Annotated in this window: 34 protein-coding genes; 28 read left to right on the top strand and 6 right to left on the bottom strand. The window is 59.8% G+C overall.

Annotation, left to right across the window (positions count from 1 at the left end; genetic code table 11):
- Window positions 1-7 precede the first annotated feature (7 nt).
- The 23 genes from rpsS to ACQ66M_RS13500 all read left to right on the top strand — a co-directional run bounded on the left by rpsS (window position 8) and on the right by ACQ66M_RS13500 (window position 12,459).
- Entirely contained in the window at window positions 8-286 is a 279-nt protein-coding gene (gene rpsS, locus ACQ66M_RS13390) for a 30S ribosomal protein S19 (RefSeq protein ID WP_350171398.1), read from the top strand.
- Window positions 287-288: 2 nt separating this feature from the next.
- The gene (gene rplV / locus ACQ66M_RS13395) at window positions 289-678 is read left to right on the top strand and encodes a 50S ribosomal protein L22 (protein WP_350171399.1); all 390 of its coding nucleotides are present in this window, start codon (window positions 289-291) and stop codon (window positions 676-678) included.
- Entirely contained in the window at window positions 678-1,415 is a 738-nt protein-coding gene (rpsC, locus tag ACQ66M_RS13400) for a 30S ribosomal protein S3 (protein WP_350171400.1), read from the top strand. Before rplV ends, rpsC begins: the two co-directional genes overlap by 1 nt.
- Before the next feature lie 3 nt (window positions 1,416-1,418).
- Window positions 1,419-1,835, top strand: a complete 417-nt coding sequence (gene rplP / locus ACQ66M_RS13405) for a 50S ribosomal protein L16 (protein WP_350171401.1) — start codon at window positions 1,419-1,421, stop codon at window positions 1,833-1,835.
- A 2-nt stretch (window positions 1,836-1,837) separates the two neighbouring features.
- Entirely contained in the window at window positions 1,838-2,038 is a 201-nt protein-coding gene (gene rpmC, locus ACQ66M_RS13410) for a 50S ribosomal protein L29 (protein WP_045694802.1), read from the top strand.
- A 10-nt stretch (window positions 2,039-2,048) separates the two neighbouring features.
- Window positions 2,049-2,294: a 30S ribosomal protein S17 gene (gene rpsQ, locus ACQ66M_RS13415; RefSeq protein ID WP_045694801.1), complete on the top strand. Its 246-nt coding sequence runs from the start codon at window positions 2,049-2,051 to the stop codon at window positions 2,292-2,294.
- Window positions 2,291-2,659 (top strand): 50S ribosomal protein L14, encoded by a 369-nt coding sequence (gene rplN / locus ACQ66M_RS13420; RefSeq protein ID WP_034738431.1) that lies wholly within the window; start codon window positions 2,291-2,293, stop codon window positions 2,657-2,659. The genes rpsQ and rplN overlap by 4 nt, the downstream gene beginning before the upstream one ends.
- A 2-nt stretch (window positions 2,660-2,661) precedes the next feature.
- A complete protein-coding gene (rplX, locus tag ACQ66M_RS13425; protein ID WP_045694799.1) occupies window positions 2,662-2,979 on the top strand; it encodes a 50S ribosomal protein L24 in 318 nt (105 codons plus the stop codon).
- Window positions 2,972-3,526, top strand: a complete 555-nt coding sequence (gene rplE, locus ACQ66M_RS13430) for a 50S ribosomal protein L5 (RefSeq protein WP_045694798.1) — start codon at window positions 2,972-2,974, stop codon at window positions 3,524-3,526. The genes rplX and rplE overlap by 8 nt, the downstream gene beginning before the upstream one ends.
- A gap of 19 nt (window positions 3,527-3,545) precedes the next feature.
- Complete coding sequence (gene rpsN, locus ACQ66M_RS13435) at window positions 3,546-3,851, top strand: 30S ribosomal protein S14 (RefSeq protein WP_045694796.1); 306 nt, start codon at window positions 3,546-3,548, stop codon at window positions 3,849-3,851.
- Window positions 3,852-3,864: 13 nt separating this feature from the next.
- Window positions 3,865-4,260, top strand: a complete 396-nt coding sequence (gene rpsH, locus ACQ66M_RS13440; protein ID WP_045694795.1) for a 30S ribosomal protein S8 — start codon at window positions 3,865-3,867, stop codon at window positions 4,258-4,260.
- A 10-nt stretch (window positions 4,261-4,270) separates the two neighbouring features.
- Entirely contained in the window at window positions 4,271-4,882 is a 612-nt protein-coding gene (gene rplF / locus ACQ66M_RS13445; RefSeq protein ID WP_350171403.1) for a 50S ribosomal protein L6, read from the top strand.
- Window positions 4,883-4,886: 4 nt separating this feature from the next.
- Window positions 4,887-5,249: a 50S ribosomal protein L18 gene (gene rplR, locus ACQ66M_RS13450; RefSeq protein WP_045694791.1), complete on the top strand. Its 363-nt coding sequence runs from the start codon at window positions 4,887-4,889 to the stop codon at window positions 5,247-5,249.
- Window positions 5,250-5,261: 12 nt separating this feature from the next.
- Window positions 5,262-5,840: a 30S ribosomal protein S5 gene (rpsE, locus tag ACQ66M_RS13455; RefSeq protein WP_045694790.1), complete on the top strand. Its 579-nt coding sequence runs from the start codon at window positions 5,262-5,264 to the stop codon at window positions 5,838-5,840.
- Window positions 5,841-5,853: 13 nt separating this feature from the next.
- Window positions 5,854-6,039, top strand: coding sequence for a 50S ribosomal protein L30 (gene rpmD, locus ACQ66M_RS13460; RefSeq protein WP_045694788.1), 186 nt, complete (start codon window positions 5,854-5,856; stop codon window positions 6,037-6,039).
- A 57-nt stretch (window positions 6,040-6,096) separates the two neighbouring features.
- Window positions 6,097-6,576 carry a 50S ribosomal protein L15 gene (rplO, locus tag ACQ66M_RS13465; RefSeq protein ID WP_430404466.1) on the top strand — a complete coding sequence of 160 codons (480 nt, stop codon included), beginning with the start codon at window positions 6,097-6,099 and terminating at the stop codon, window positions 6,574-6,576.
- A gap of 89 nt (window positions 6,577-6,665) precedes the next feature.
- The gene (secY, locus tag ACQ66M_RS13470) at window positions 6,666-8,012 is read left to right on the top strand and encodes a preprotein translocase subunit SecY (protein WP_350171404.1); all 1,347 of its coding nucleotides are present in this window, start codon (window positions 6,666-6,668) and stop codon (window positions 8,010-8,012) included.
- Window positions 8,009-8,578: an adenylate kinase gene (locus tag ACQ66M_RS13475; protein ID WP_430404468.1), complete on the top strand. Its 570-nt coding sequence runs from the start codon at window positions 8,009-8,011 to the stop codon at window positions 8,576-8,578. The genes secY and ACQ66M_RS13475 overlap by 4 nt, the downstream gene beginning before the upstream one ends.
- A 146-nt stretch (window positions 8,579-8,724) precedes the next feature.
- Entirely contained in the window at window positions 8,725-9,093 is a 369-nt protein-coding gene (gene rpsM / locus ACQ66M_RS13480) for a 30S ribosomal protein S13 (RefSeq protein ID WP_350171406.1), read from the top strand.
- A 15-nt stretch (window positions 9,094-9,108) separates the two neighbouring features.
- Entirely contained in the window at window positions 9,109-9,501 is a 393-nt protein-coding gene (gene rpsK / locus ACQ66M_RS13485; protein WP_335593437.1) for a 30S ribosomal protein S11, read from the top strand.
- A 57-nt stretch (window positions 9,502-9,558) separates the two neighbouring features.
- Window positions 9,559-10,602 carry a DNA-directed RNA polymerase subunit alpha gene (locus ACQ66M_RS13490; RefSeq protein WP_350171407.1) on the top strand — a complete coding sequence of 348 codons (1,044 nt, stop codon included), beginning with the start codon at window positions 9,559-9,561 and terminating at the stop codon, window positions 10,600-10,602.
- Between the two features lie 51 nt (window positions 10,603-10,653).
- Window positions 10,654-11,076, top strand: coding sequence for a 50S ribosomal protein L17 (gene rplQ, locus ACQ66M_RS13495; RefSeq protein WP_045694776.1), 423 nt, complete (start codon window positions 10,654-10,656; stop codon window positions 11,074-11,076).
- Window positions 11,077-11,391: 315 nt separating this feature from the next.
- Entirely contained in the window at window positions 11,392-12,459 is a 1,068-nt protein-coding gene (locus ACQ66M_RS13500; RefSeq protein ID WP_430404470.1) for a hypothetical protein, read from the top strand.
- 108 nt (window positions 12,460-12,567) lie between these two features.
- On the opposite strand, the gene ACQ66M_RS13505 is transcribed toward ACQ66M_RS13500, so the two are convergent.
- A complete protein-coding gene (locus ACQ66M_RS13505; RefSeq protein ID WP_430404472.1) occupies window positions 12,568-13,500 on the bottom strand; it encodes a pepsin/retropepsin-like aspartic protease family protein in 933 nt (310 codons plus the stop codon).
- A 188-nt stretch (window positions 13,501-13,688) separates the two neighbouring features.
- On the opposite strand from ACQ66M_RS13505, the gene ACQ66M_RS13510 reads away from it, so the two are divergent.
- On the top strand, window positions 13,689-14,285 hold the full coding sequence (locus tag ACQ66M_RS13510; RefSeq protein ID WP_350171411.1) for an HD domain-containing protein: 597 nt from the start codon (window positions 13,689-13,691) through the stop codon (window positions 14,283-14,285).
- 36 nt (window positions 14,286-14,321) lie between these two features.
- Here the strand turns inward: ACQ66M_RS13510 and ACQ66M_RS13515 are convergent, their stop codons facing one another.
- Window positions 14,322-14,678, bottom strand: coding sequence for a Kazal domain-containing protein (locus tag ACQ66M_RS13515; RefSeq protein WP_430404474.1), 357 nt, complete (start codon window positions 14,676-14,678; stop codon window positions 14,322-14,324).
- A 63-nt stretch (window positions 14,679-14,741) separates the two neighbouring features.
- Complete coding sequence (locus ACQ66M_RS13520; protein WP_430404475.1) at window positions 14,742-15,662, bottom strand: SDR family NAD(P)-dependent oxidoreductase; 921 nt, start codon at window positions 15,660-15,662, stop codon at window positions 14,742-14,744.
- Window positions 15,663-15,816: 154 nt separating this feature from the next.
- Between ACQ66M_RS13520 and ACQ66M_RS13525 the strand changes: the two genes are divergently transcribed.
- Window positions 15,817-16,185, top strand: a complete 369-nt coding sequence (locus ACQ66M_RS13525; protein WP_430404477.1) for a VOC family protein — start codon at window positions 15,817-15,819, stop codon at window positions 16,183-16,185.
- 55 nt (window positions 16,186-16,240) lie between these two features.
- Here ACQ66M_RS13525 and ACQ66M_RS13530 read toward each other — a convergent pair whose 3' ends face one another.
- The gene (locus ACQ66M_RS13530; protein WP_430404479.1) at window positions 16,241-17,785 is read right to left on the bottom strand and encodes a S10 family peptidase; all 1,545 of its coding nucleotides are present in this window, start codon (window positions 17,783-17,785) and stop codon (window positions 16,241-16,243) included.
- Window positions 17,786-18,044: 259 nt separating this feature from the next.
- On the opposite strand from ACQ66M_RS13530, the gene ACQ66M_RS13535 reads away from it, so the two are divergent.
- The 3 genes from ACQ66M_RS13535 (at window position 18,045) to ACQ66M_RS13545 (ending at window position 22,131) form a co-directional block, all read left to right on the top strand.
- On the top strand, window positions 18,045-19,340 hold the full coding sequence (locus ACQ66M_RS13535) for a NupC/NupG family nucleoside CNT transporter (protein ID WP_350171416.1): 1,296 nt from the start codon (window positions 18,045-18,047) through the stop codon (window positions 19,338-19,340).
- Window positions 19,341-19,430: 90 nt separating this feature from the next.
- On the top strand, window positions 19,431-21,461 hold the full coding sequence (locus ACQ66M_RS13540; RefSeq protein ID WP_430404481.1) for a TonB-dependent receptor: 2,031 nt from the start codon (window positions 19,431-19,433) through the stop codon (window positions 21,459-21,461).
- A gap of 52 nt (window positions 21,462-21,513) precedes the next feature.
- Window positions 21,514-22,131 (top strand): glutathione S-transferase family protein, encoded by a 618-nt coding sequence (locus ACQ66M_RS13545; protein WP_350171418.1) that lies wholly within the window; start codon window positions 21,514-21,516, stop codon window positions 22,129-22,131.
- 21 nt (window positions 22,132-22,152) lie between these two features.
- Here the strand turns inward: ACQ66M_RS13545 and ACQ66M_RS13550 are convergent, their stop codons facing one another.
- A complete protein-coding gene (locus ACQ66M_RS13550; RefSeq protein WP_350171419.1) occupies window positions 22,153-22,941 on the bottom strand; it encodes an SDR family NAD(P)-dependent oxidoreductase in 789 nt (262 codons plus the stop codon).
- Window positions 22,938-23,366: a PaaI family thioesterase gene (locus ACQ66M_RS13555; RefSeq protein ID WP_350171420.1), complete on the bottom strand. Its 429-nt coding sequence runs from the start codon at window positions 23,364-23,366 to the stop codon at window positions 22,938-22,940. Before ACQ66M_RS13555 ends, ACQ66M_RS13550 begins: the two co-directional genes overlap by 4 nt.
- Between the last annotated feature and the right edge of the window lie 12 nt (window positions 23,367-23,378).

Here is a 23,378-nt window from a genome sequence, read left to right on the forward strand (position 1 = left end):
GCGAGACATGTCACGTTCTGTCTGGAAAGGCCCATTTGTCGACGGCTATCTGCTGAAGAAGGCCGAAGAGGCTCGCGCCTCCGAGAAGCGCTCGGTCATCAAGACCTGGTCGCGTCGTTCGACAATCCTGCCAAACTTCATCGGCCTGAACTTCCAGGTCCACAATGGCAACAAGTTCATCCCGGTCACCGTCTCTGAAGAGATGGTCGGCCACAAGTTTGGCGAGTTCGCTCCTACCCGTACCTATTACGGCCACGGCGCTGACAAGAAAGCGAAGCGGAAGTAGTCATGGGAAAGACGAAAAACCCTCCGAAGCAGGCCAGCAACGAGTCACGCGCCGTTTTGCGCATGTACCGTTCGAGCCCGCAGAAGCTGAACCTGCTGGCCCAGCAGATCCGCGGCCTGCCTGTGGAACGCGCGCTGGCTGAGTTGCAGTTTTCGCCAAAACGCCCTGCCAAGGACGTTCGCAAGCTGCTGCAGAGCGCGATCGCCAACGCAGAGAACAATCACGGTCTCGACATCGACAGTCTTGTCGTTGCCGAAGCCCACGTCGGCAAGAACATGGTGATGAAGCGCATCCGGGCCCGCGCCCGTGGCCGTGCTGCGCGCGTGCTCAAGCCGTTTGCGCAAGTTACCATTGTCCTTCGTGACACAAGCATGGAAGCGGAGGCCGCCTGATGGGTCAGAAAGTCAATCCAATCGGTTTTCGTCTCGGTATCAACCGGACGTCAGACAGCCGCTGGTACGCAGACAGCGCCGATTTCGGCCGCTTGCTTCATGAGGACCTTGCGATCCGCAAGGCGATCCGCATCAAGCTGAAGCAAGCCGGTATTTCGAAAATCATAATCGAGCGTCCGCACAAGAAATGCCTCATCACCATCCACACGGCGCGTCCGGGTCTGGTGATCGGCAAAAAGGGTGGCGACATCGAGGTTCTCCGCAAGGAACTGGCCAAGATGACGGATGACGAGGTTCGCGTGAACCTGGTCGAAATCCGCAAGCCGGAAATCGACGCAACGCTGATCGCCGACGACATCGCGCGCCAGCTCGAGCGCCGGGCCTCGTTCCGCCGCACGATGAAGCGTTCGATCCAGTCCGCCATGCGTCTCGGTGCTGAAGGTATCCGCATCATGGTGTCGGGCCGCCTCGGTGGTGCAGAGATCGCGCGGACCGAGCAGTATGCAGAAGGCTCCGTGCCGCTGCACACGCTGCGCGCCGATATTGATTACGGCACGGCTGAAGCCCTCACCACCTACGGCATCATCGGCATCAAGGTCTGGGTCTACAAAGGCGAGATCATGGAGCACGATCCGATGGCCCAGGACAAACGCCTTGAGTCTTCGGGCCAGTCACGTGCCCGTGCCAATGCCAACCAACGCGGACCGGCCACCGGTGCGCAAGCCGCCGGAGCGTAAGAGATGCGTCAGCCGAAGCGAACCAAATTCAGGAAGGCCTTCAAGGGCCGGATCAATGGCACTGCCAAGGGCGGCTTCACGCTGGCCTTCGGTCAGTTCGGCCTCAAGGCGCTTGAGCCTGAGCGCGTCACGGCGCGCCAGATCGAAGCCACGCGTCGTGCCGTCACGCGCTACATGAAGCGCCAGGGCAAAGTATGGATCCGCGTTTTCCCGGATGTGCCTGTGTCGGCAAAGCCGATTGAAGTCCGGATGGGTAAGGGCAAGGGCTCGGTCGACCGTTGGGTCGCGCGTGTCTCGCCTGGCCGCATCATGTTCGAGATCGACGGTGTGCCGGAAGATATTGCCCGCGAAGCCCTGCGCCTTGGCGCAGCCAAGCTTCCGATCAAGACCAAAGTCGTCAAGCGGATTGAGGGGATCTGATCATGAAAGCCTCTGATGTGAGAAACAAAAGCGCCGACCAGCTCAAGGATGAGCTGATCAAGCTGAAGAAAGAACAGTTCAACCTGCGTTTCCAGTCGGCCACCGGCCAGCTGGAGAAAACAGCCCGAGCCAAGGAAGTTCGCCGCGACATCGCTCGCGTCAAAACGATCCTTCGCGAAAAGGCTGTGGCAGGTCAGGCTTAGGAGAGAGAACATGCCTAAACGTATTATGGAAGGTGTCGTTGTCTCGACGAAGCAGGACAAGACAGCAATCGTTCGCGTCGAGCGTACCTTCACCCACCCGGTGATGAAGAAGATCGTTCGCCGTTCGAAGAAGTACCACGCCCACGACGAAGCCAATGTGGCTGTCGAGGGACAGACCGTAACCATCCAGGAATGCCCACCGCATTCCAAGCTGAAGCGTTGGGAACTCGTTTCCGGCGAAGGGAGTGACGCATGATCCAGATGCAATCAAATCTCCGCGTCGCCGATAACTCCGGCGCTCGCCGGGTCCAGTGCATCAAGGTGCTGGGCGGTGCTGGTCGCCGTTACGCGTCCGTTGGCGACGTCATTGTCGTATCCATCAAGGAAGCGATTCCGACGGGCCGCGTGAAGAAGGGTGACGTCCGCAAGGCTGTCGTCGTTCGAGTCGCGAAAGACATCAATCGTGCAGACGGTTCGACCATCCGGTTCGACTCCAATGCCGCAGTGCTTATCAACAATAATGGTGAGCCAATCGGAACCCGCGTTTTTGGCCCGGTCCCGCGTGAACTTCGCGGCAAGAACCAGGTCAAGATCGCCAATATGGCGCCGGAGGTTCTGTAGTCATGGCTGCGAAGATCAAAAAAGGCGACACGGTCATCGTGATCGCAGGACGCGACAAGGGTACGAAAGGCGAAGTGCTTAAAGTGCTCGTCGACGAAAACCGTGTTGTCGTTCGCGGCGTGAATGTCGTTAAGCGCCATCAGAAGCCAACACAGATGGACCCGGGCGGCATCAAGAATTTTGAAGCCCCGATTCAGGTCTCCAATGTTGCACACGTTGACCCACGCGACGGCAAGGCCGTTCGCGTCGGCTTCAAGACAGACGAGCATGGCCGCAAAACGCGGTTTGCCAAGCGTTCAGGGGAATCCATCGATGTCTAAGGCATACGAACCCCGTCTCAAGACGAAATACCGCGATGAGATCCGGGGCAAACTGCAGGAGCAGTTCAATTACACGAACCCAATGCAGGTTCCGAAACTCGACAAGGTCGTGATCAACATGGGCGTGGGCGAAGCCGTCTCCGACTCCAAGAAGATCAAGGCGGCCCTTGCCGAACTCGAAGCCATTGCGGGCCAGAAGCCTGTTGCCACGAAAGCGCGTAAGTCGATTGCCGGCTTCAAGCTTCGTGAAGGCATGCTGATCGGCTGCAAGGTTACGCTTCGCCGTGACCGGATGTTCGAATTCCTCGACCGCCTGACCAACATTGCGCTTCCGCGCGTGAAGGACTTCCGCGGCCTGAACGGCAAGAGCTTCGATGGCATGGGTAACTATGCCATGGGCCTCAAAGAACACATCGTTTTCCCGGAGATCGCTTACGATCAGGTGGAAGAGATTCGCGGTATGGACATCATTGTCTGCACCACCGCCTCAACCAACGAAGAAGCCAAGGCACTCCTCGCCGAGTGTGGCTTCCCGTTCCGGAACTAGCGCCAGGAGATCTGCTGATATGGCAAAGAAGAGCGCAATCGAGAAGAACAAGCGGCGCCAGAAGCTTGTCGCACGTTATGCGGACAAGCGCGCCGAACTGAAGGCTATCGCGATGGACGAGAACCTGTCGCTTGAGGAGCGTTTCAAAGCACGCCTCAAGCTGGCTGAGCTTCCTCGGAACTCTGCGCCAAGCCGTGTTCGCAATCGCTGCGAAGTTACCGGGCGTCCGCGCGGTTACTATCGCAAACTAAAAATGTCGCGGATCGCGCTCAGGGACCTCGGTTCCACAGGCATGATCCCCGGTCTCGTGAAATCCAGCTGGTAAGGAGGGAGAGCAAATGAACCTGTCTGATCCCCTCGGTGATATGCTGACACGCATCCGGAACGCCCAGATGCGCGGCATGTCGAAAGTTGTCACCCCGGCGTCGAAGATCCGCGCCCGCGTCCTGGATGTCCTCATTGATGAGGGTTACATCCGTGGTTACGTGGAAGTGGAAAAAGACGGCCACAAGAACCTTGAAGTCGAGCTCAAGTATTACGAAGGCCAGCCGGTCATTTCGGAGATCAAGCGTATCTCCAAACCGGGTCGCCGCGTGTACTCTTCGGTCTCTGACATTCCGCTCGTGCGCAATGGTCTGGGCATTTCCATCCTGTCTACTTCGCAGGGTGTGATGTCGGACAATGCCGCACGGACGAAGAATGTCGGTGGCGAAGTGCTCTGTCGGGTATTCTAGGAGAGCGCTGATGTCACGTATTGGAAAACTCGCAATCCCGGTCCCGAATGGCACGACGGTTTCCGTCAGTGGCCAGACGATCACGGCAAAAGGCCCCAAGGGCGAAATGTCTTTCACCGTTGCGGAAGTCATCACACCGAAGTTCGAAAATAACGAACTGTCCGTGATGCCTCGCGCAGACCTGGTGAAGGCTGCAGAAGACAAGATCGCGGCCGAAAAGGCTCGGGGCCGTCGACTGCCGACATTCGCCGAGGCACTCGATTCGACGGCTCGCACCCAGTGGGGCACCGCTCGCGCGCGCGCTTCGAACATGGTGCAGGGCGTGTCGGAAGGCTTCACGAAGTCGCTTGAACTCGTCGGCGTTGGTTATCGCGCCCAGATGCAGGGCAGTGACCTGAAGCTGGCACTCGGCTTCTCGCATGATGTGATCTACAAGGCGCCAAAGGGAATCTCGCTTGCTTCCTCGAAGCCGACCGAGGTTGTTATCACTGGCGCTGACAAGCAGGCCGTTGGCCAGGTTGCAGCTGAAATCCGCAAGTATCGTCCGCCTGAGCCTTACAAAGGCAAGGGTATCCGCTACGTTGGCGAATATGTCCGCCGCAAGGAAGGCAAGAAGAAGTAAGCCGATGAAAAGTTCACGCGAAAAAATGCAGCGCCGCGCCCAGCGCGTCCGCGCCAAGCTCCGGAAGGTCGCCGAAGGGCGTCCACGCCTGTCGGTTGCCCGCAGCCACAAGAACATTTCTGCCCAGATTATCGACGACGAAAAGGGCGTTACGCTCGCTTCGGCATCGACCCTGGAAAAGGATGTTCTTGGCAAGGCCAAGACCGGCGCAGATTCTGCTGCTGCGGCCCTGGTTGGCAAGACGCTCGCTGAGCGCGCCAAGCAGGCCGGTATCGAGGACGTCGTGTTTGATCGCGGCGGCTACATGTTCCACGGCCGGGTGAAAGCCCTGGCAGACGCCGCCCGCGAGGGCGGCCTCAAATTCTAAGGAGACGCCGTCATGGCTGAAGAAAGAGGAAGAGGCCGTCGTCGCGATCGTGAGGAAGAAGTTTCCGAGATCGTTGACAAGCTGGTCGGCATCAACCGCGTCGCCAAGACGGTGAAGGGCGGCAAGAATTTCGGTTTTGCTGCGCTCGTCGTGGTCGGCGACCAGAAGGGCCGCGCAGGCTTTGGCAAGGGCAAGGCCCGCGAAGTGCCGGAAGCAATCCGCAAGGCAACCGAAGAAGCCAAACGCAACATGGTGCGCGTGCCGCTTCGTGAAGGCCGCACGCTCCATCATGATGGCAAGGGTCGTCATGGCGCCGGCAAGGTCGTGCTGCGCGCAGCGCCTCCGGGAACGGGGGTTATCGCCGGTGGTCCGATGCGTGCTGTGATGGAAGTGCTCGGCGTCCAGGACGTTGTTGGCAAGTCGATCGGTTCGTCGAACCCTTACAACATGGTTCGCGCTACGTTTGATGCGCTCAAAGAACAAGCCAGCCCACGCTCCGTCGCTTCCAAGCGCGGTCTCAAGGTTCAGGATGTTGTCGGTCGCCGTACCGATGGTGCGTCCGAAGCCGGCATGGCTGACATCGTAAGCTAGAAGGACAGGCGACATGGCGAAGAAAATGCTCACCGTCCGTCAAACGGGCAGCCCGATCGGCCGCGATCCCAGCCAGCGCCAGACGCTGATGGGGCTCGGTCTGAACAAGGTTGGCCGTACGAAGGAACTCGAAGATACTGCGCCTGTGCGTGGTATGATCCGCAAAGTGGCCCACTTGGTCGAGGTAGTTGGCGAGTAACGCGCTTATCGCGGACTGGCAGCGCTCTCACAGAATAGAATATCGGAAGATAAAGCGATGAAACTCAACGATTTGTCCCCAGCAGAGGGCTCGACAAAGAACCGCATGCGCGTTGGTCGCGGCGTGGGTTCCGGCAAGGGCAAGACAGCCGGTCGCGGCGTCAAGGGCCAGAAGGCCCGCTCCGGCGTCGCCGTGAATGGGTTCGAAGGCGGCCAGATGCCGATCTACATGCGCCTGCCAAAGCGCGGCTTTAAGGCTCGTAATTCCAAGTCGCATGCCTGGGTTAACCTGGGCCGACTTGGCAAGGCCATTGAAGACGGCAAGCTCGACGCCAAGAACGTGACAGAGGAATCGCTTGTCGCAGCGGGCCTCGTGAACAAGCTCGGTGACGGTGTTCGCCTGCTTGCCAAGGGCGATGCGCCGAAAAAGGTCAACATTACAGTGACGGGTGCGTCCAAAGCTGCGATTGAAGCAATCGAAAAAGCTGGCGGCACAGTGACGGTGACCGGAACCAGGAAAGACACAGCTGAAGTTTAATCAGCGGTTTTTTCCGGATACCCCTTCACAAACACAGTTTCGCCGCCGATTTTGGCGGCGAACGCTTTTTCAGGGAGGCTGAACGGCCGATGGCGAACGCTGCAGAACAAATGGCCCGCAATGTGAACTTTGCGAGCTTCGCGAAGGCCAAGGACCTCCAGAGCCGAATCCTGTTCACGCTGGCGATCCTGGTCCTCTATCGCCTCGGCACGTTCATCCCGATCCCTGGCCTTGATCCGTCGCAGTATGCGAGCCTGTTTGCCAGCCAGTCGAGCGGCATTCTCGGTTCCATGAACCTGTTCGCCGGCGGCGCCGTCGAGCGGATGGGCATTTTTGCCCTGAACGTGATGCCCTACATTACCGCTTCGATCATCATCCAGATGATGACGTCGGCATCTCCGACACTTTCGAAACTCAAGAAAGAGGGCGAATCGGGCCGCAAGCAGATCAACCAGTATACGCGTTACCTCACCCTCGCGTTCGCACTCGTGCAATCCTTCGCTATTGCGGGTGGCCTCTCTTCGGTGAGAATCGAGGGGATTGCGCCATGGTTCTTTATCCTGACTGGCGTTGTGACGCTGACAGGCGGCACCATGCTGCTGATGTGGATGGGTGAACAGATCACGGCGCGCGGCATTGGCAACGGTATCTCTCTGATCATTTTCGCGGGCATCGTGGCTGAACTGCCGCGGGCGATCTTCAACCTGATCACGCAGGCACGCACGACGTCGGTCAACATCGTCTTCGTTGTTGCGATTGCAGCCATGGTCATCGCGCTCGTCATGTTCATCGTGTTCATGGAGCGCTCTCAGCGACGGTTGCTGATCCAGTACCCCAAGCGACAGCAGTCCCATGGCTTCGCGCAGGGCCAGCGCAGCTTCCTGCCGCTGAAGATCAACACATCGGGCGTCATTCCGCCGATCTTCGCTTCCGCCCTGCTGATGTTGCCAATGACGGCCATTGGTTTCCTGGGCGGAAATGTTGCCGATACGGGCGGCAGCGGGCTTCTCGGTATCCTGGCGACCCACTTCTCGCCGGGCTCGTGGACCTACATCATCACGCAGGCCGTCCTGATTGCCTTCTTCTGCTTCTTCTACACGTCGATCATGTTCAATCCGGAAGAAACCGCAGATAACTTGCGCAAGTATGGCGGGTTCATCCCGGGCATTCGTCCAGGGTCGAACACGGCGGCCTATATAGACTATGTCCTGACGCGCCTGACGACGATCGGCGCCCTGTACCTGGTCTTCGTCTGCATTCTGCCCGAGCTCCTGCGTCGTTATTTCCCGGAAATTCCGTTCTATATCGGTGGCACCTCGCTTTTGATCGTGGTTTCTGTAACCATGGATACAGTGACGCAGATTCAGTCGCATTTGATCGCGCACCAGTATGAGGGCATGATCAAGAAGTCGAAGCTCGGGGGCCGGAAGAAATGAATTTGATACTGTTCGGGCCGCCTGCGGCTGGAAAGGGTACACAAGCGAAACGTCTGGTGCAGGAGCGCGGCTTCGTGCAGTTTTCCACGGGTGACATGCTGCGTGCTGCGCGGGCCTCGGGCTCGGAACTTGGTCAGCAGGTCGCCAAGATCATGGATGAGGGAAGCCTTGTTTCCGATGAGATCGTTATTGCGCTGATTGACGAGCAGCTGGAGGTGCAGGCTGGTGCGCCAGGCTTCATTTTTGACGGCTTCCCCCGCACGGTTGGCCAGGCGGAGGCGCTCGATCAGTTGCTTGAATCCCGCGGCAGCTCAGTGGATCTCGTAATTCGCATGCTGGTCGATGACGACAAGCTGATGAGCCGGGTCACCAAACGGTTCGAAGAGCAGGGGCGCAAGGACGACAATCCGGAGACTTTTGCCCGTCGGCTCGAAAAATATTACGAAGATACAGCGCCATTGCTGCCGATTTATGCCGAACGGGGGGTTCTGGTGGAGATTGACGGAATGGGTGCAATTGACATGGTCGCGTCAGAAATTGACACGGCCCTGAAACAGACCGCCTAAAGCTGGGATTCCGCTGTTGACGCGGGAATTTGCGGGGTTATAAGCCTCTTCTCTTAGCTTAAGGCTTAATCGCCAGTGCGCGACGGGGCGAAATCCGCCCCCTTGCGCTCTTTATGTTTGAAACAGTCGCTTCAGGAGTAACGGCTTTGGCCCGTATTGCAGGCGTTAACATCCCGACCAATAAGCGCGTTGAAATCGCGCTCCGTTATATTCACGGCATTGGTCCGGCGATGGCACGCGAAATCATCGAAAAAGTGGGCGTCGAGCCTGAACGCCGTGTGGCTGACCTGTCCGATGCAGAAGTCATCCGCATTCGTGAAGCCATTGACGCCGACTACATGGTCGAAGGTGACCTGCGTCGTGATACGTCGATGAACATCAAGCGCCTGATGGACCTTGGCTGCTACCGTGGCCTGCGCCATCGCCGCAAGCTGCCGGTTCGCGGCCAGCGTACCCATACCAATGCGCGTACCCGCAAGGGTCCGGCCAAGCCGATCGCCGGCAAGAAGAAATAATAGGATCAGACCAAGATGGCCCGCGATACATCCACACGAGTCCGCCGCAGAGAACGCAAGAACATCACGTCCGGTGTTGTTCATGTGAACTCGAGCTTCAACAATACAATGGTCACGATCACCGACGCGCAGGGAAATGCTATTTCCTGGTCGTCTTCGGGCGTCGTCGGCTTCAAGGGTTCGCGCAAATCGACACCTTATGCGGCCCAGATGGCCGCTGAGGATGCTGCGAAGAAAGCCCAGGAGCACGGCCTCCAGACGGTTGAAGTGAACGTGCGCGGTCCCGGTTCGGGCCGGGAGAGCGCGCTGCGTGCACTTCAGGCCGTTGGTCTGACGGTGACGTCGATCAATGACACGACACCGATCCCGCACAATGGATGCCGCCCGCCGAAGCGTCGCCGCGTCTGATTAAACCACTCCAGCGGCGCACTTTGCGCCGCTTGCCGCTTTCAAGGATAGTCGCCCATGGCTGACAAAGAACTCATCTCCGTCAACGACCGCAACTGGAAAGAGCTCATCCGTCCGAACCGCCCGGTGGTTCAGGCTGGGTATGACACCAAGCGCAAGGCCAAACTGGTCATTGAACCGCTTGAGCGCGGCTACGGCACGACGCTCGGCAACGCATTGCGCCGCGTGCTCCTTTCCTCGCTGCAGGGCGCAGCGATCATCGGCGTTCAGATTGACGGCGTTGTGCACGAGTTCTCGGCAATCCCGGGCGTTCGTGAAGACGTTACGACGATCGTGCTGAACCTGAAGCAGGTCGCGATCTTCATGGAATCCGATACGCCTAAGCGCATGGTGCTGAAGGCGAAAGGTCCGGGCGAAGTCAAAGCCGGCCAGATCGAAACGTCTGCTGACAGCAAGATACTGAACCCGGATCACGTCATCTGTACGCTGGATGAGGGTGCGGAAGTTCGCATGGAGTTCACGATTGCCACCGGCAAGGGTTATGTCCCCGCCGACGCGCTGCGCCCCGAAGATGCTCCAATCGGCTATATTCCGATTGACGCGATCTACAGCCCTGTTCGCCGTGTTGGCTACCAGGTTGAAGACACGCGCGAAGGTACTGTGCTGGACTATGACAAACTGACTTTGGACATCGAGACCGACGGTTCGGTCACGCCGGAAGATTCCGTGGCCTATGCCGCGCGTATCCTTCAGGACCAGTTGCAGCTGTTCATCAACTTTGAAGAACCAACCCTCGAAGTGGGCCAGCAGCAGGAAGAAACCGACCTTGGCTTTAATCCTGTCCTTCTCAAGAAGGTCGACGAGCTGGAACTGTCCGTACGTTCGGCAAACTGCCTGAAGAACGACAATATCGTTTACATCGGCGACCTCATCCAGAAATCGGAAGCAGAGATGCTGCGTACGCCGAACTTCGGCCGCAAGTCACTGAACGAGATCAAGGAAGTCCTCGCCGGCATGGGCCTTCATCTCGGCATGGAAGTGCCGGATTGGCCGCCTGAGGACATTGAAGGCCTTGCCAAGAAATACGACGACCATCTATAGGACCCGATCAATCTGATTACGGGGGCCTGATCACCTCCAGAGGATACGACAATGCGCCACGGACTAGCTCACCGCAAACTGAACAAAACGACTTCGCACCGCAAGGCGATGTTCGCGAACATGGCGGCCAGCCTGATCACGCACGAGCAGATCACGACGACCCTGCCAAAGGCCAAGGAAATGGCGCCGCTCATGGACAAGCTGATCACGCTTGCCAAGAAGGGTGATCTTGCGGCCCGCCGTCAGGCCATCGCGAAAGTGCGCGACGAAGACGCTGTGCGCAAACTGTTCGACGTGATGGGCGATCGTTACAAGGACCGCAACGGTGGTTACACGCGCGTGATGAAAGCCGGCTTCCGCCATGGTGACAATGCGCCGATCGCCGTGCTTGAACTTGTCGACCGTGACGAGAGCGCCAAGGGCGCCGCCGACAAGGCCCGTCACGAGGCTGAGCTGGAAGCGATGGACGAATAGTCCTCCTCGAAAGCCGAGAATTGAAGCGCCCCCGAACGGAAACGTTCGGGGGTTTTTCTTTTTCAATCCTGGTTGACAGTAAACCTAGGCTGGCGTTATACGCCGCTCCCTTGCGGTGAGCCCTGTGAAAGGGACCACCCGCCCAACTGGAAGAGAACTGAGATGAAGCTGAGTTGTACACACACGACCAGCTCCTCGTGGCTACGGGGAGCGCTGTCAGCGTCCCCGCGCATTGGCCGGTGATATCTGACCTCGCATTGAAACCTTAAATCCGCCGCCGCCTTAGCGCGGTCGCGATTTGAAAGGAGGTGGATCATGGGCACGCCCATGACCCTGATGCATGTGCATCCGAAAGGGCGCGCTGCAGTTCAGACACCGCTGCTCGGCTTCCTGGCCGGGCCGCACGCCGCGATTATCGCCGAGGCGTGGCCAGCCCCGCATGGCGGGTTTCTGGCCCTGCCAACGGCCCGCCGTCATGCGGCGGCGATCCTGTTCGCAAGGCAGGCAGGCTGCCGCAGTCTGGACGTGGTTCACGCTGTCGAGCGGGGCCGGGACCGCGATGTCGCTTGCCTTCTTGTCGGTGGCGAGGCACCGGGCGGCCTGATGAAGGCGCTCGGGCGGTTGGGCGAAGTGCTGTGGGAAACGGCTGACTATGACCGTTTCCTTCGCCTGTTCGTCGAAGATGATGCAGGCCGTGTGCTGCGGCACATGCAAGTCATCGCCGCAGACCGGATCGAATTGATCAGCACTCTGCCTGCGGTGCTGCGTCAGGCCGGTATCGTTGGGCGGATGCCATCTTCGACCGCTGCGGTTGAGGATCTGGCCGAAGCCTTCCGGCTCGCCCTGCGCATTCATGGCGCAGGTGAGGCGGCGCGGATTGCGCAGCGATGGAACCGGGCCGGCGATGCGCTGGCTCTGTTCGACATGGCCGCCGAGGCGCTTCAGCCGGTGCAGTTCGGGCAGATCCTGCCTGCACCGCGCCTGCCGGACGTGTTCGTCCCGGTGCGTGATCGTAAGGCGCTCGTCAGCGTGGCGCTGGAGTTTCGCAACTGCCTGCGGGACTTTACCGGCGACCTTGCCGCCGGACGCATGGCTGTCTTCACTGTCCGCGAGGGCAGCGAGATGGTCGCTGTGGCCCTGCGGCAGGATCCCGCCGGGTGGCGCCTTGCAGAGGCGAAAGGGCGCCAGAACGCGGAGGTCTCGGATGAAGTGCTGCGCCGCATCATCGCCATGCTCGAACTGGCCGGTGCCCGCACCGGCGAGTCCACCTGGGCGATTGCCCGGCGCCTGCACGATCATGTGTGCCAGCGCTGTGGCCCGGCCTGTACAGGCCCGCGTGAAACCTGGCGTGACCGGCTTATGCTGGGAGCCTTGTGGGACTGAGGTGTCTGCCGAAAGCCCCTTCTCCAGCCGGAGGAGGGGCTTTTTCATGCGTGGAGCGTTCGGGATATGCCAGCAGGCTCACGCAGAGGCATGATAAGAAGTCAGGCCCTAGTTCGTACGAAGACGCGAGCCTCCGGCATTCATCTGGACGCCGCCCATGCCGCGCTTCGAACCTTGCGAGCTCAGCACAAGACGTCGCTCGCGGCGATCAAGCTGCACCCTGAAGATCGAAAGATAGTCCAGCCCAAGCACCATGACGGGTTCGTCGGCAAGGCCGAGATGGGCGAAGATGGCGGGATCTGCCACGAGAAGGTCTGGCCCAAGAACCCGGTGTCGGCCAAGGCTGAACCGGCGCGCTGTTGCCACGCGAATGGCAATGCCGCCGCCTGTAATTCCGTGGAGCGTCTTGGTCTTTTCCTCGTTCGGCCTGGCGCCTGCATCGTCAGCGAACCGGCTGTTCACGTAAGAAATGCTGGAGCCCGTATCGATCAGGGCAAGCCCCTTTGTACCGTTGAGCTTGACTTCAGCAAACCACAGACCGTTCACCTGGCGCATGGGCAAACGGCTGGAAGTCAGCGTCGTGCTGGTGTCGGGGCGGCCGTCGTAAACCAGGATCCGTCCAGCATCGAAATCAAAGTCGATAACGTCCCCGGCGAATGCATTTGCGGGCACGACATTGTGGACCCCCAGAACTTCGATCCGCCGGTTCAGGGCTGCGTTCATCCGACCAATCCGCACATTGCCGGCCGACAGACTGTCAACGCGTACCAGCGGGAAGATTTCGGCGCCTTCCAGTCCGAGCACATTGATCATGGCATCACCGGGTATGGGAACACCGGCTGCATTCGCAGTCGCGAGATCGATCATGGCGTGGGTCGCCGCCGTATCAACGACCCCAATGGCCTGGGAAGAATCATTGATGCGGAACTGGACCACCATTTGCCCGTGCGAATTGACGTCAAAGGGAACGACGAGGCGTTCGGCGGCATAAGCAGGAATATAACAGAGCAGGGCAAGCAGGATGACGACGAGACGACGCATGTGTCTCGTCAAAAGACCGTTTCGGCCTATTCCATATCCATGTCTCGCGCTTGTCACGCTTTCCTCGCCTTCGTTTCTCCAGAATGCCACAAAATCGGCAGACGGCCAAACGGGTACGACGAGACCTGCTTTCATGTTTGCGCGGTTTGCGTATAATCTTGGCAAAAGACATCAGGAGGAAAACGGACATGGCAGACGGACAGGACGTTGGCGAGCGCGCACAGTTTCGCGAAATGCTTGAAGGCACCAAGGAAGACTGGGACATCATCGTCGCCCACTCGAAGAGCTTCAACAAGGGACTCGCCAAGCGTGTTCTCGACCATCTTCGGCTGCTTGACGGCGACTATGGCGGATTCCCGGTCGACCGCCTGACCCACTCCCTCCAGACCGCCACACGCGCACACCGCGACGGACGCGACGAGGAGTATGTGGTCTGCGCGCTGCTGCATGATATCGGCGATACGCTTGGCAGCTTCAATCATCCCGATGTGGCCGCCGCAATTCTGAAGCCGTTTGTGTCTGAGGCAAACCTCTGGATGGTCGCCAATCACGGGGCGTTCCAGGGCTATTATTTCTTCGAGCATATTGGCCTGGACAAGAACATGCGTGAGCATTTCAAGGACAGCCCGCATTACGAATACTGCGCGCAATTCTGCCACTTGTATGATCAGGCCGCGTTCGACCCTGACTATGAAAGCGAGCCGTTGGAGTTCTTCGAGCCCATGGTTGAGCGTCTGTTCGCAAAACCGGTAAATTCCATGTATCTCAAGGCGATGCAGGAATAGAGTCGAAACGGCCCCCTTTTCGGGAGGCCGTTCTCGTCAACCTTTGCAGGCGCCCTGGCTTGCGACACTCGTGCCGTCAGCGTGGGCTTCGCACGTATTGGGATACGTCTTGGCGTTGCAGCCGCAGACTGGCGCGTATTCACGTGTGCAGAACGGTCTGATTTCCGTGCATGTGCCGGCCACGTCCGCTGTGTTCACGCATGCGCCATCATCAAGTTTGCAGAAAAAGCCTTCTTCGCATTGCAGGCCGGCAATGCCGCCGCACATCTCGCCGGCGGCGCTGATCGCTTGCGGCTGGACGATTTCAGCAGGTTGGTCAGCCTGAGGTGGCGCACTGCACGCCGCCACGAGCATGAGAATCGGGAATAGAAGTGTAGGTGCAGTGAACCGCATGGATTCTCCTCAGATTAGCGTGTGAGGAGAATCCTGCGGTAAAAACTCGCTAGAAGCAAGCACCTAGGCCTTAACACCGCCTGCGACGAGCGCGAACATGTGCTGGCCATGCTCGCCACCCCCCTTGAACGCCGGAAGCGTTTTCGACGTATCGGTGATCTGATCCCACTTGGCGGCAACAGCTTCAGCCGTGAGTTCATCGCCCTGACCGACGAAGGCACCTTCGGTTTCAACGATGCGGGCCATCGAGAACGCGCCTGCGCCGGCCGAAAGGATCACGCCGGTGGGCGCGTCTTCCTTGACGAGGTTCATGACGCCTGGCGTGACGTACTCAGGCTTGAGCTGGGCCAGAACGGCCTCCGGCATCAGGCCTTCTGTCATGCGGGTTGCCGCAACCGGGCACACCGAGTTGATCTTGATATTGTTCTTGGCGCCTTCGATTTTCAGCGTGTTCATCATGCCGACGAGGCCGAGCTTGGCGGCGCCGTAATTGGCCTGGCCGAAATTGCCGTAGAGGCCGGTCGAGGACGTGGTCACGACAATACGGCCATAGTTCTGCTCTTTCATGATGTCCCAGGCGGCGTGGATCGGCATGAACGAGCCGCGCAGGTGGACGTCGATCACAAGGTCAATGTCGGCCTGGGTCATCTTGGAGAAGGACTTGTCCCGCAGGATGCCGGCATTGGCGATCAGGATGTCGATGCGGCCGAACCGGGCCATCGTGTCGTCGATCATCTTCTTGACGCCAGCTTCATCCGCTACCGACGAGCCGTTTGCCATCGCTTCGCCGCCCATGGCCTCGATTTCCTTGACGACAGCTTCGGCAGCGGCCGAGTTGCCGCCCGAACCGTCCATGCTGGCACCCAGGTCGTTGATAACGACCTTTGCGCCGCGACGGGCGAGTTCGAGTGCATGGCACCGGCCAAGGCCGCCACCTGCACCCGTAACGATGGCAACGCGACCGTCAAAACGGATATCTGACATGGGAGAACTCCTGCTTTTATTGGAAATCGGTTTGATCGGCTTCACACCAGACGTTCACGTAAACGTCAAGCCGCGCCCCTGCGTCATATCTTGCCGAGCCGCGCTCGGGAGGCCAGAGTTCAAGAAAGATACGCATGAAAAGGGAGGAACCAACATGCTAGCCTACGTCACCCTCGGAACAAACAATAAGGAGAAGGCGCTGGCTTTCTATGACGCCGTCCTGGGCGAAATGGGCGCCAAGCGGTTCTTCGCCAATGATCGCCTGCAATTCTACGGCGTTGGCCCCGGCCAGCCGATGATCGCCATTGGCGACCCCTATGACAAGGATGCAGCGACGTGCGGGAACGGCGTGATGCCGGCTCTGGCCGCCGTTGATAATGCAACAGTCGACAAGGTCTACAACAAGGCCATCGAACTTGGCGCCGTGGACGAGGGCGCCCCCGGAAACCGGATGCCGACGTTTTACGGCGCGTATTTCCGCGATCCCGACGGTAACAAGATCTGCGTCTGCAAGCTCGGCTAAAGCCCCCTTAACCGTGTATCCCCGGGATTCTGCCCCGGGGATGCCGGTCCCGCTCCTAGTCTGGTCGCCTGTCCTCGAGCCGGTCTGCGTAGAATGCCCTGATGTCGGCGCTCAGCGCTTCCAGCGCGCCGTCGTTCAGGTACATCATGTGCCCGCCCTGGTAATACGTCATGGCAACCCGCTCCTGGGGGATTCCATAGCGGGCGAAAGTGATCTCCGCGTCAAAGAACGGCGTGATCATGTCATAGTACCCGTTTGCCACCATCACCTTCAGCGACGTGTTGCGGCGCATCGCGGTAGTGAGTTGCCGACCGACATTCAGATAGCGCGGCTCCCAATACTCTCCCTCCGGCACGTCCCGGAAATTCCACTGCTCGCCAGCGTCTTCGCTCGACATCATGTAGGCGCGATCCATCTCGACACCGAGATCGCTCGACAGATACTGGTTCAGCAGTGCGGAATAGGCTGAACTGATCGCATAGCTCGACACGTCATCGTCGGGTGTCTCGGCAATATCGTCGGCTTCGTCGCCCATATACCGTCCATCCAGTCGACCAATCGCGACCCCCTTGTCACGCAGAAGCTCCTTCTGGAAGCGCGGCATCAGGACCCTGAGGTTCGAGGTTTCGATATAGTCAGGTGCCAGTCCGGTGAAATAGGCCAGCCTGTCACGAATGCGGGTTCGCTCCTGCGTGCTCAGCCGGTCGCCTTTCCAAAGGGCGGGGCCATATTCATCGCGGGCAAAGGCACGCGCATCGTTCAGGAACTGGTCCTGCGGAATGCCCACGCCTGCCCGTCCGTGATACTGCGCGGCAGCGGCCATGCTGGGCAGGTAGGTGATGTATGAATACACATTGTCGTGGATGGAGGTCGAGCCTTCATAGTCCAGCGCCTGGGAGATCAGGACGAGGCCGTTGAGCGCGATGTCGACATCCCCTGTGGTCAGCTGGTTGGCGATATAGGCTGCCCGCGTGGTGCCGAAACTTTCACCGATCAGGTATTTGGGCGCGTTCCAGCGCTTGTGCTTGCTGATCCATATGCGGATGAACTCGGAAATCGACCCGCCATCACCTGCTTCATTCCAGTAGTCCTTGTTCTCACCGCTGCCGATAGCCCGGCTGTATCCGGTGCCGACAGGGTCGATAAAGACAAGGTCGGTCAGGTCCAGGATGCTGAGCGGATTATCCACCAGCGTGTAGGGCGCGGCGCCATCGTCTGCATCGGCATCGCTCGCCACCTCGGCGCGCTTCGGTCCGAGCAGGCCGAGATGGAGCCAGACCGATGCCGATCCCGGGCCGCCATTGAACACGAATGTCACCGGGCGCTGAGTACCGGCATTTTCCTTGATGTAGGAGATCGCAAACAGGCTTGCAGTCGGCTCGCCTTCTTCATTGTCGATATGGGTTTCTCCGGCTTCGACCCTGTAGGAAAGGCGCTCGGAACCGAACACTCCCTTGTGAGAACTCACGAACAACGCGGGATCGTGCACTGGCTTTGCCACATCCTCCTTTGCGGCATCTGTTGCCTCTGAATCGGATTGGGCGAAGGCAGGCATGGCAACAGCCATGGCCATTGCCAGGACGAGGGCGCGCATTTTCATCGGTGGGTATGTCTCCGGAAGCATGACCCGCTCGACGGTTTGAGTAACGGATCAAAGGCTTGATTATTATAGCAAAAACCTAAGCTCGGGTTGCCGCTCAGTCAACACGCGTGCAATCGCACGGGATCGAATGCGGCCATCAGCGCCTTTTGTGAGCATTCCGGTGCGCGACTTTCGCCACTACACTTGCGCGCTTTCCAAGCCGGGCCGTCACGGCTAAGTCATAAAGCTATCAAAACGGGCTCGGGAGCGATTTTGGATGCTGGCAGGTTATGAATGGGGCTGGGACAATGCCCGCGCACTGATCGGGATCGCGCTTATCTATGGCATCTGCTGGCTCGTCTCTGAAAAGCGTGGCCTGTTTCCCTGGAAGATCGTGCTCGGTGCAACCGCGATGCAGTTTGTATTTGCGCTGATCCTGTTCTGGATCACACCGGTGCGAAACGTGTTGCTGCAGGCGAACGTGGTTGTCGACGGTCTGCAGGACGCGACGCGCGCCGGCACGGGCTTCGTGTTCGGATATGTCGGTGACAATGTCGCCGCGACCAACATGATCGGCACGGATGCGCCACCGCTGTTCTTCTTCCAGATATTGCCCATCATCATCGTCGTTGCGGCCCTCTCGGCGATACTTTGGCACTGGAAGATCCTGCGCTGGGTGACCAATGGATTTGCCTACATTTTCCAGCGTACGATGGGCCTCGGCGGGGCCACGTCGCTCGCGGTCTCGGCCAACGTGTTCATGGGCATGACCGAAGCGCCTGTCCTGATCCGGCCTTACATCAAGGGCATGACGCGGTCTGAGCTGCTGATCATGATGACGGCAGGCTTTGCCACCATCGCGGGCTCGGTACTCGTCGTCTATGGCGCGTTCCTCGACGGGAAGATGGCCAACCCCCTGCCGCAGCTGCTGGCCGCATCCCTGATTGCCGCACCTGCGGCGGTGGCCGTAGCGCTGACCATGATCCCGGAAACCACGCCGTCGAGCGAGCGGATGCAGGAGCCGGATTTCAAGTATGCCTCGACAATGGACGCGTTCTCCACAGGGGCAACAGACGGCCTGAAGATCGTATTCAATATCGCAACGATGCTGATCGCGGCCCTGGCTCTGCTCTGGATCGTGAATGCCGGGTTCGGCATGTTGCCGAATGTGGCCGGTGCGCCGCTCTCGATCGAGCGTATTCTCGGCTGGGTATTTGCGCCGCTGATGTACATGATCGGCGTGCCGATGGGCGAGGCGGCGCAGTCCGGCTCGCTGATGGGCGTGAAGACCGTGCTGACGGAGTTCGTCGCGTTCATCCAGCTGGCCGAGCTGCCGGTGGACGCCATGGACCCGCGCACGCGGATGATCACCGCCCATGCGATCTGCGGCTTTGCCAATTTTGGCTCCATGGGCATCCTGATTGGCGGGCTTTCAATCATCGAACCGGCGCGGCGGGATGATTTCCTGTCGCTGGCCTGGCGCACGCTGCTGGCCGGAACGCTGGCGACCTGCCTCTCGGGCGCGGTCGTTGGCGCGCTGCCCTACCAGCTCTTTGCGGGCGCGGGCGGCTGACCTGACGCCCGGGGAGGGCTCGCTATGCGGAGGGCTTGGCCCTAGGTATCCCATGGGGCACAGCCTCTTTGCCTAACCGAAGGAATTTCCATGCTTCACCGATTGACTGTGACGTCTGCAAGCCTTGTCGCACTGGGTTACTGCCTGTCGGGACAGGCCGCAGCCCAGCAGGACACAGCCGTCTCCCTCGAGCCAGTAACCGTGTTCGGCGACAGGTCGCCTGAACAGCCTGGGTCAATTACTTACGCGGACGCTGACGCCATCGCCGAAACCCTCGCCGACCACCCCGCCGAAATCCTGAACACGCTGCCGGGCGTGAATATCCAGATGAATTCCGGGCAGGAGCATCTGATTGCCATCCGCAGCCCTGTGCTGACTGGCGGGGCAGGACAGGGAAGTTTCCTCATCCTCGAGAATGGCGTGCCGACGCGCTCGCCGGCTTTCGGCAACGTCAACAGCCTGATGGAGCCGCACCATGAGGTGGCAAGTGCCATCGAAGTGGTGCGCGGGCCGGGCAGCGCGAAATATGGCTCGAATGCCGTGCATGGCCTCATCAATGTGATCCTCGGCCAGCCGGGCGATGGCAGCTTTGCCAGCGCGAGCTATGGCACGCTCGGCCGCTACCGCACCGACATGACGCTGGATGAGGGCAGCCATGTTCGCCTCGGCCTGTCCCTGCAGCACGACACGGGCTGGCGGGACAATACCGGCGCCGATCAGCAGAAACTGTCAGTTGTCGGAGCGCATGAGCTGGGGCCATGGGATGTGACGCCGTGGCTGTCGGCCTCGAATCTCAACCAGGAAACGGCGGGTTTTTTGCAGGGCGCCGACAGTTACAAGGACCGCGATCTCGTCACGCAAAATCCGAACCCCGAAGCTTATCGCGACGCCTGGTCGGCGCGCATGGGCGCGCGGGCCGAACGGACGCTGGGGCCTGGAACGCTGGTGCTGATGCCCTATGCGCACAGCCAGGCGATGATCTTCTCGCAGCACTTCCTGCCGAATGGCGGCGTCGAAAAGAATGCTCACACCGGCGGCGGCCTGATGGCGCGTTACGGATGGCAGGCGAGCGACGTGCTGGAATTGCGTGTCGGCACCGATGTGGATGTGGCGAGTGGCTATTTGAAGGAAATCCAGCCGGACCCGTTCGGCTTTTTCCCGGGCGATACGCGATTCCCGCAAGGGGTCCATTATGACTACACGGTCGACACGACCACGCTGGCCCTGTGGGGCGAAGCGGAATGGCGCCTCGGCAACAATGTCAGCTTTTTGGCAGGCTTGCGCGGCGAAGCGCACGAATATGACTATGCCACTGATGCCCCGGCCGGCATCAACGGGCGATTCAATGTTCCCGCCAATCGCACGGACAGCTTTGACCTGCTGACGCCGAAACTCGGCCTGATCTGGTCGTCGGGCGAGGTGAGCTATTACGTCAACTATGCGCGCGGCGAGCGCGCGCCGCAGGTATCGGACCTCTTCCGGTTGCAGAACCTGCAGGTGGCGGGCGAGGTGGAGACCGAAACGCTGGACAGTGTGGAGATCGGTGCGCGCGGCAGCGCGATTGATGGCCGTCTCGTCTTCGATGTCGCAGCCTACTGGATGGACAAGGAAAACTTCTTCTTCCGCGACAGCGACGGCCTCAACGTGCCGGATGGCTCGACGCGCCATGTCGGCGTGGAAGCAGCCGCCGCGTTCGAAATCACGGACACGCTGGCGCTCAAGGGCAATGTCGGATGGTCCGACCAGACTTATACATTTGACCGGATTGTCGGCTCGGGCTCCGAAACCATCCGCGATGGCAACCAGATCGATACAGCGCCGGAATGGCTTGCGGATGCGTCACTCGACTGGCAGGCGACAGATGCGTTGAGCTTGTCCGTTTCGGTGGAGCATGTCGGCGAATACTATATGGATCCGGCCAATACGGCCATCTATCCGGGGCATACGGTGATGTCAGCGCGCGGCGCCTATGCGCTCGATGAAGGCACAGAAGCCTTCCTGATCATCCGCAACCTGACGGATGAGGCCTATGCGGACCGCGCTGACCTTGCTTTCGGCAATGGTCGCTACTTTCCCGGTGAGCCGATCAACGCGACACTTGGCGTAAGAAAAACATTCTAGGTCACGGCAGGCTCATCGTGAGCGCTACGATAATGAGAAAGGGAGAACGAGCATGAAACTTTACCAGAGCCCCAAAGCCCCCAATCCTGACCGCGTCGTCTTTTTTCTGCGGGCAAAAGGCAAGCTGGATGCTGTCGAACTGATCGACGTTTCGATCATGGACCAGGAGCACAAGACCGCCGAGTACCGGGCGCTGTCACCTTATGCACAGGTGCCGACGCTGGTGCTGGACGATGGCACGGCGATCACCGAGAGCCGGGCGATCTGTACCTATCTTGAGGGGGTGTTCCCGGAGCCGAACCTGATGGGCACCGACCCGAAGGAAAAAGCCCTGATCGAGATGTGGGACCGGCGCATTGAGCTGATGTTCTTCATCCAGTTTGCCGGTTGGTTCCGTAATGCCCACCCGATGATGGCGCCACTGGAAGTGCCGCAAAGCCCGGAAGCGGCCGCAAAGGGCGAGAAAGCGGCGCGGACAATGGCGAAACGCCTCGACGACCACCTTGCAACGCACGAATTCGTCGCCGCCGACCGGTTCTCGATTGCCGACATCACGCTCTATATCGGGGTCGGTTTTTGCCGGGTCATGCAATGGCAGCCGCAGAAGGAGCATGAGAGTCTGGGCCGCTGGTACGATGCGATGACCGCGCGCGGGTTTGCGAAGGGTTAGCCCCGCAAACCCTGTCTTCGGTCAGGCATTCTTGATCGACATGCCGCCATCGACGGGAATGTGCACGCCGTTCAGGAAAGAGGCGGCCGGCAGGACCAGCGACAGCGTCATGTTGGCGACCTCTTCCGGAATGCCATAGCGGCGCAGCGGCACGCGGCGCTTGGCGTAGATTACCTTATGTTCGTCCGGGATGCCGGACGTGATGCCGGTAATGATCGGCCCTGGGCAGATGCAGTTCACGGTGATGCCCTCACGACCGAGATCCACGGCAAGGCCGCGCGTCAGACCGACCACGCCATGCTTGGCGGCGACGTAAGGTGAATTGCCCGGCGTTGCGCCAAGGCCTTCGGTCGAGGCGATATTGACGATGCGCCCCCAGCCATTCTTGCGCATGTAGGGCAGGGCAGCGCGGATGGCGCGCTGGTGCGAGGTGAGCATCACATTGATGCTCGGCCCCCAGCTATCCTCATAACTTTCTTCGCCAACGTCGCCAGCCTTCGCAAACCCGGCATTGTTCACTAGAATGTCCATGCCGCCGAAATGTGCCGCTGCATTGTCGATCACGCGCTTGATGGCTGCAGCGTCCGAAACGTCCAGCTCCCAGCCTTTCACATTGTCAAAACCGGCGGCCTTGATCTCGTCCACCACGACATCAACATCGCCCTGGCGCAGGTCGGTCACGGCGACGTTCGCGCCCTCGCGGGCGAACAGGTGGGCAGTCGCCCGGCCCATGCCGCTGGCGGCGCCGGTGATGAGGGCGGTCTTGCCTTTGATCGAGCGGGAAAGTTCCTGATAGGGGGGCTGGCTCATGGTTTCGGCTTTCTGAGTTTGATGGTTCCGGAGAAATTGAGGACAGGGCGGCCATCGGCTGTCACGAGACCGCGCACAAAGGTGAGCGACCGCCCCTGGCGCAGCACATCGCCGCGCGCTTCGATCAGTTCGCCTTCCTTGGCGCCATCCAGGAATTCAGATGTAAACGCGACGGTGAGCCCGTAGACGCCTTCCATACCGTGATGGGCAATGGCGAACAGGGCAAAGTCGGCGAAGGTCATCAGGCACCCACCATGCATCACGCCGCCCGCATTCATGTGCTTGCGTTGGGCGCGGAAGGCCGCAACCTGTCCCTGATCGTCGGTGCGCATGTAAAACGGACCAGCCGTGTCGTGTTCGAACGGTTCCTCCGGCCAGGTCTGCCAGCCCTTGAATTCGCCTTCTGTCACTTCTGTTGCAACCATTTCCGCCTTGTT

The sequence above is a fragment of the Hyphomonas sp. genome, assembly GCF_965284475.1.
Classification (GTDB): Bacteria; Pseudomonadota; Alphaproteobacteria; order Caulobacterales; family Hyphomonadaceae; genus Hyphomonas.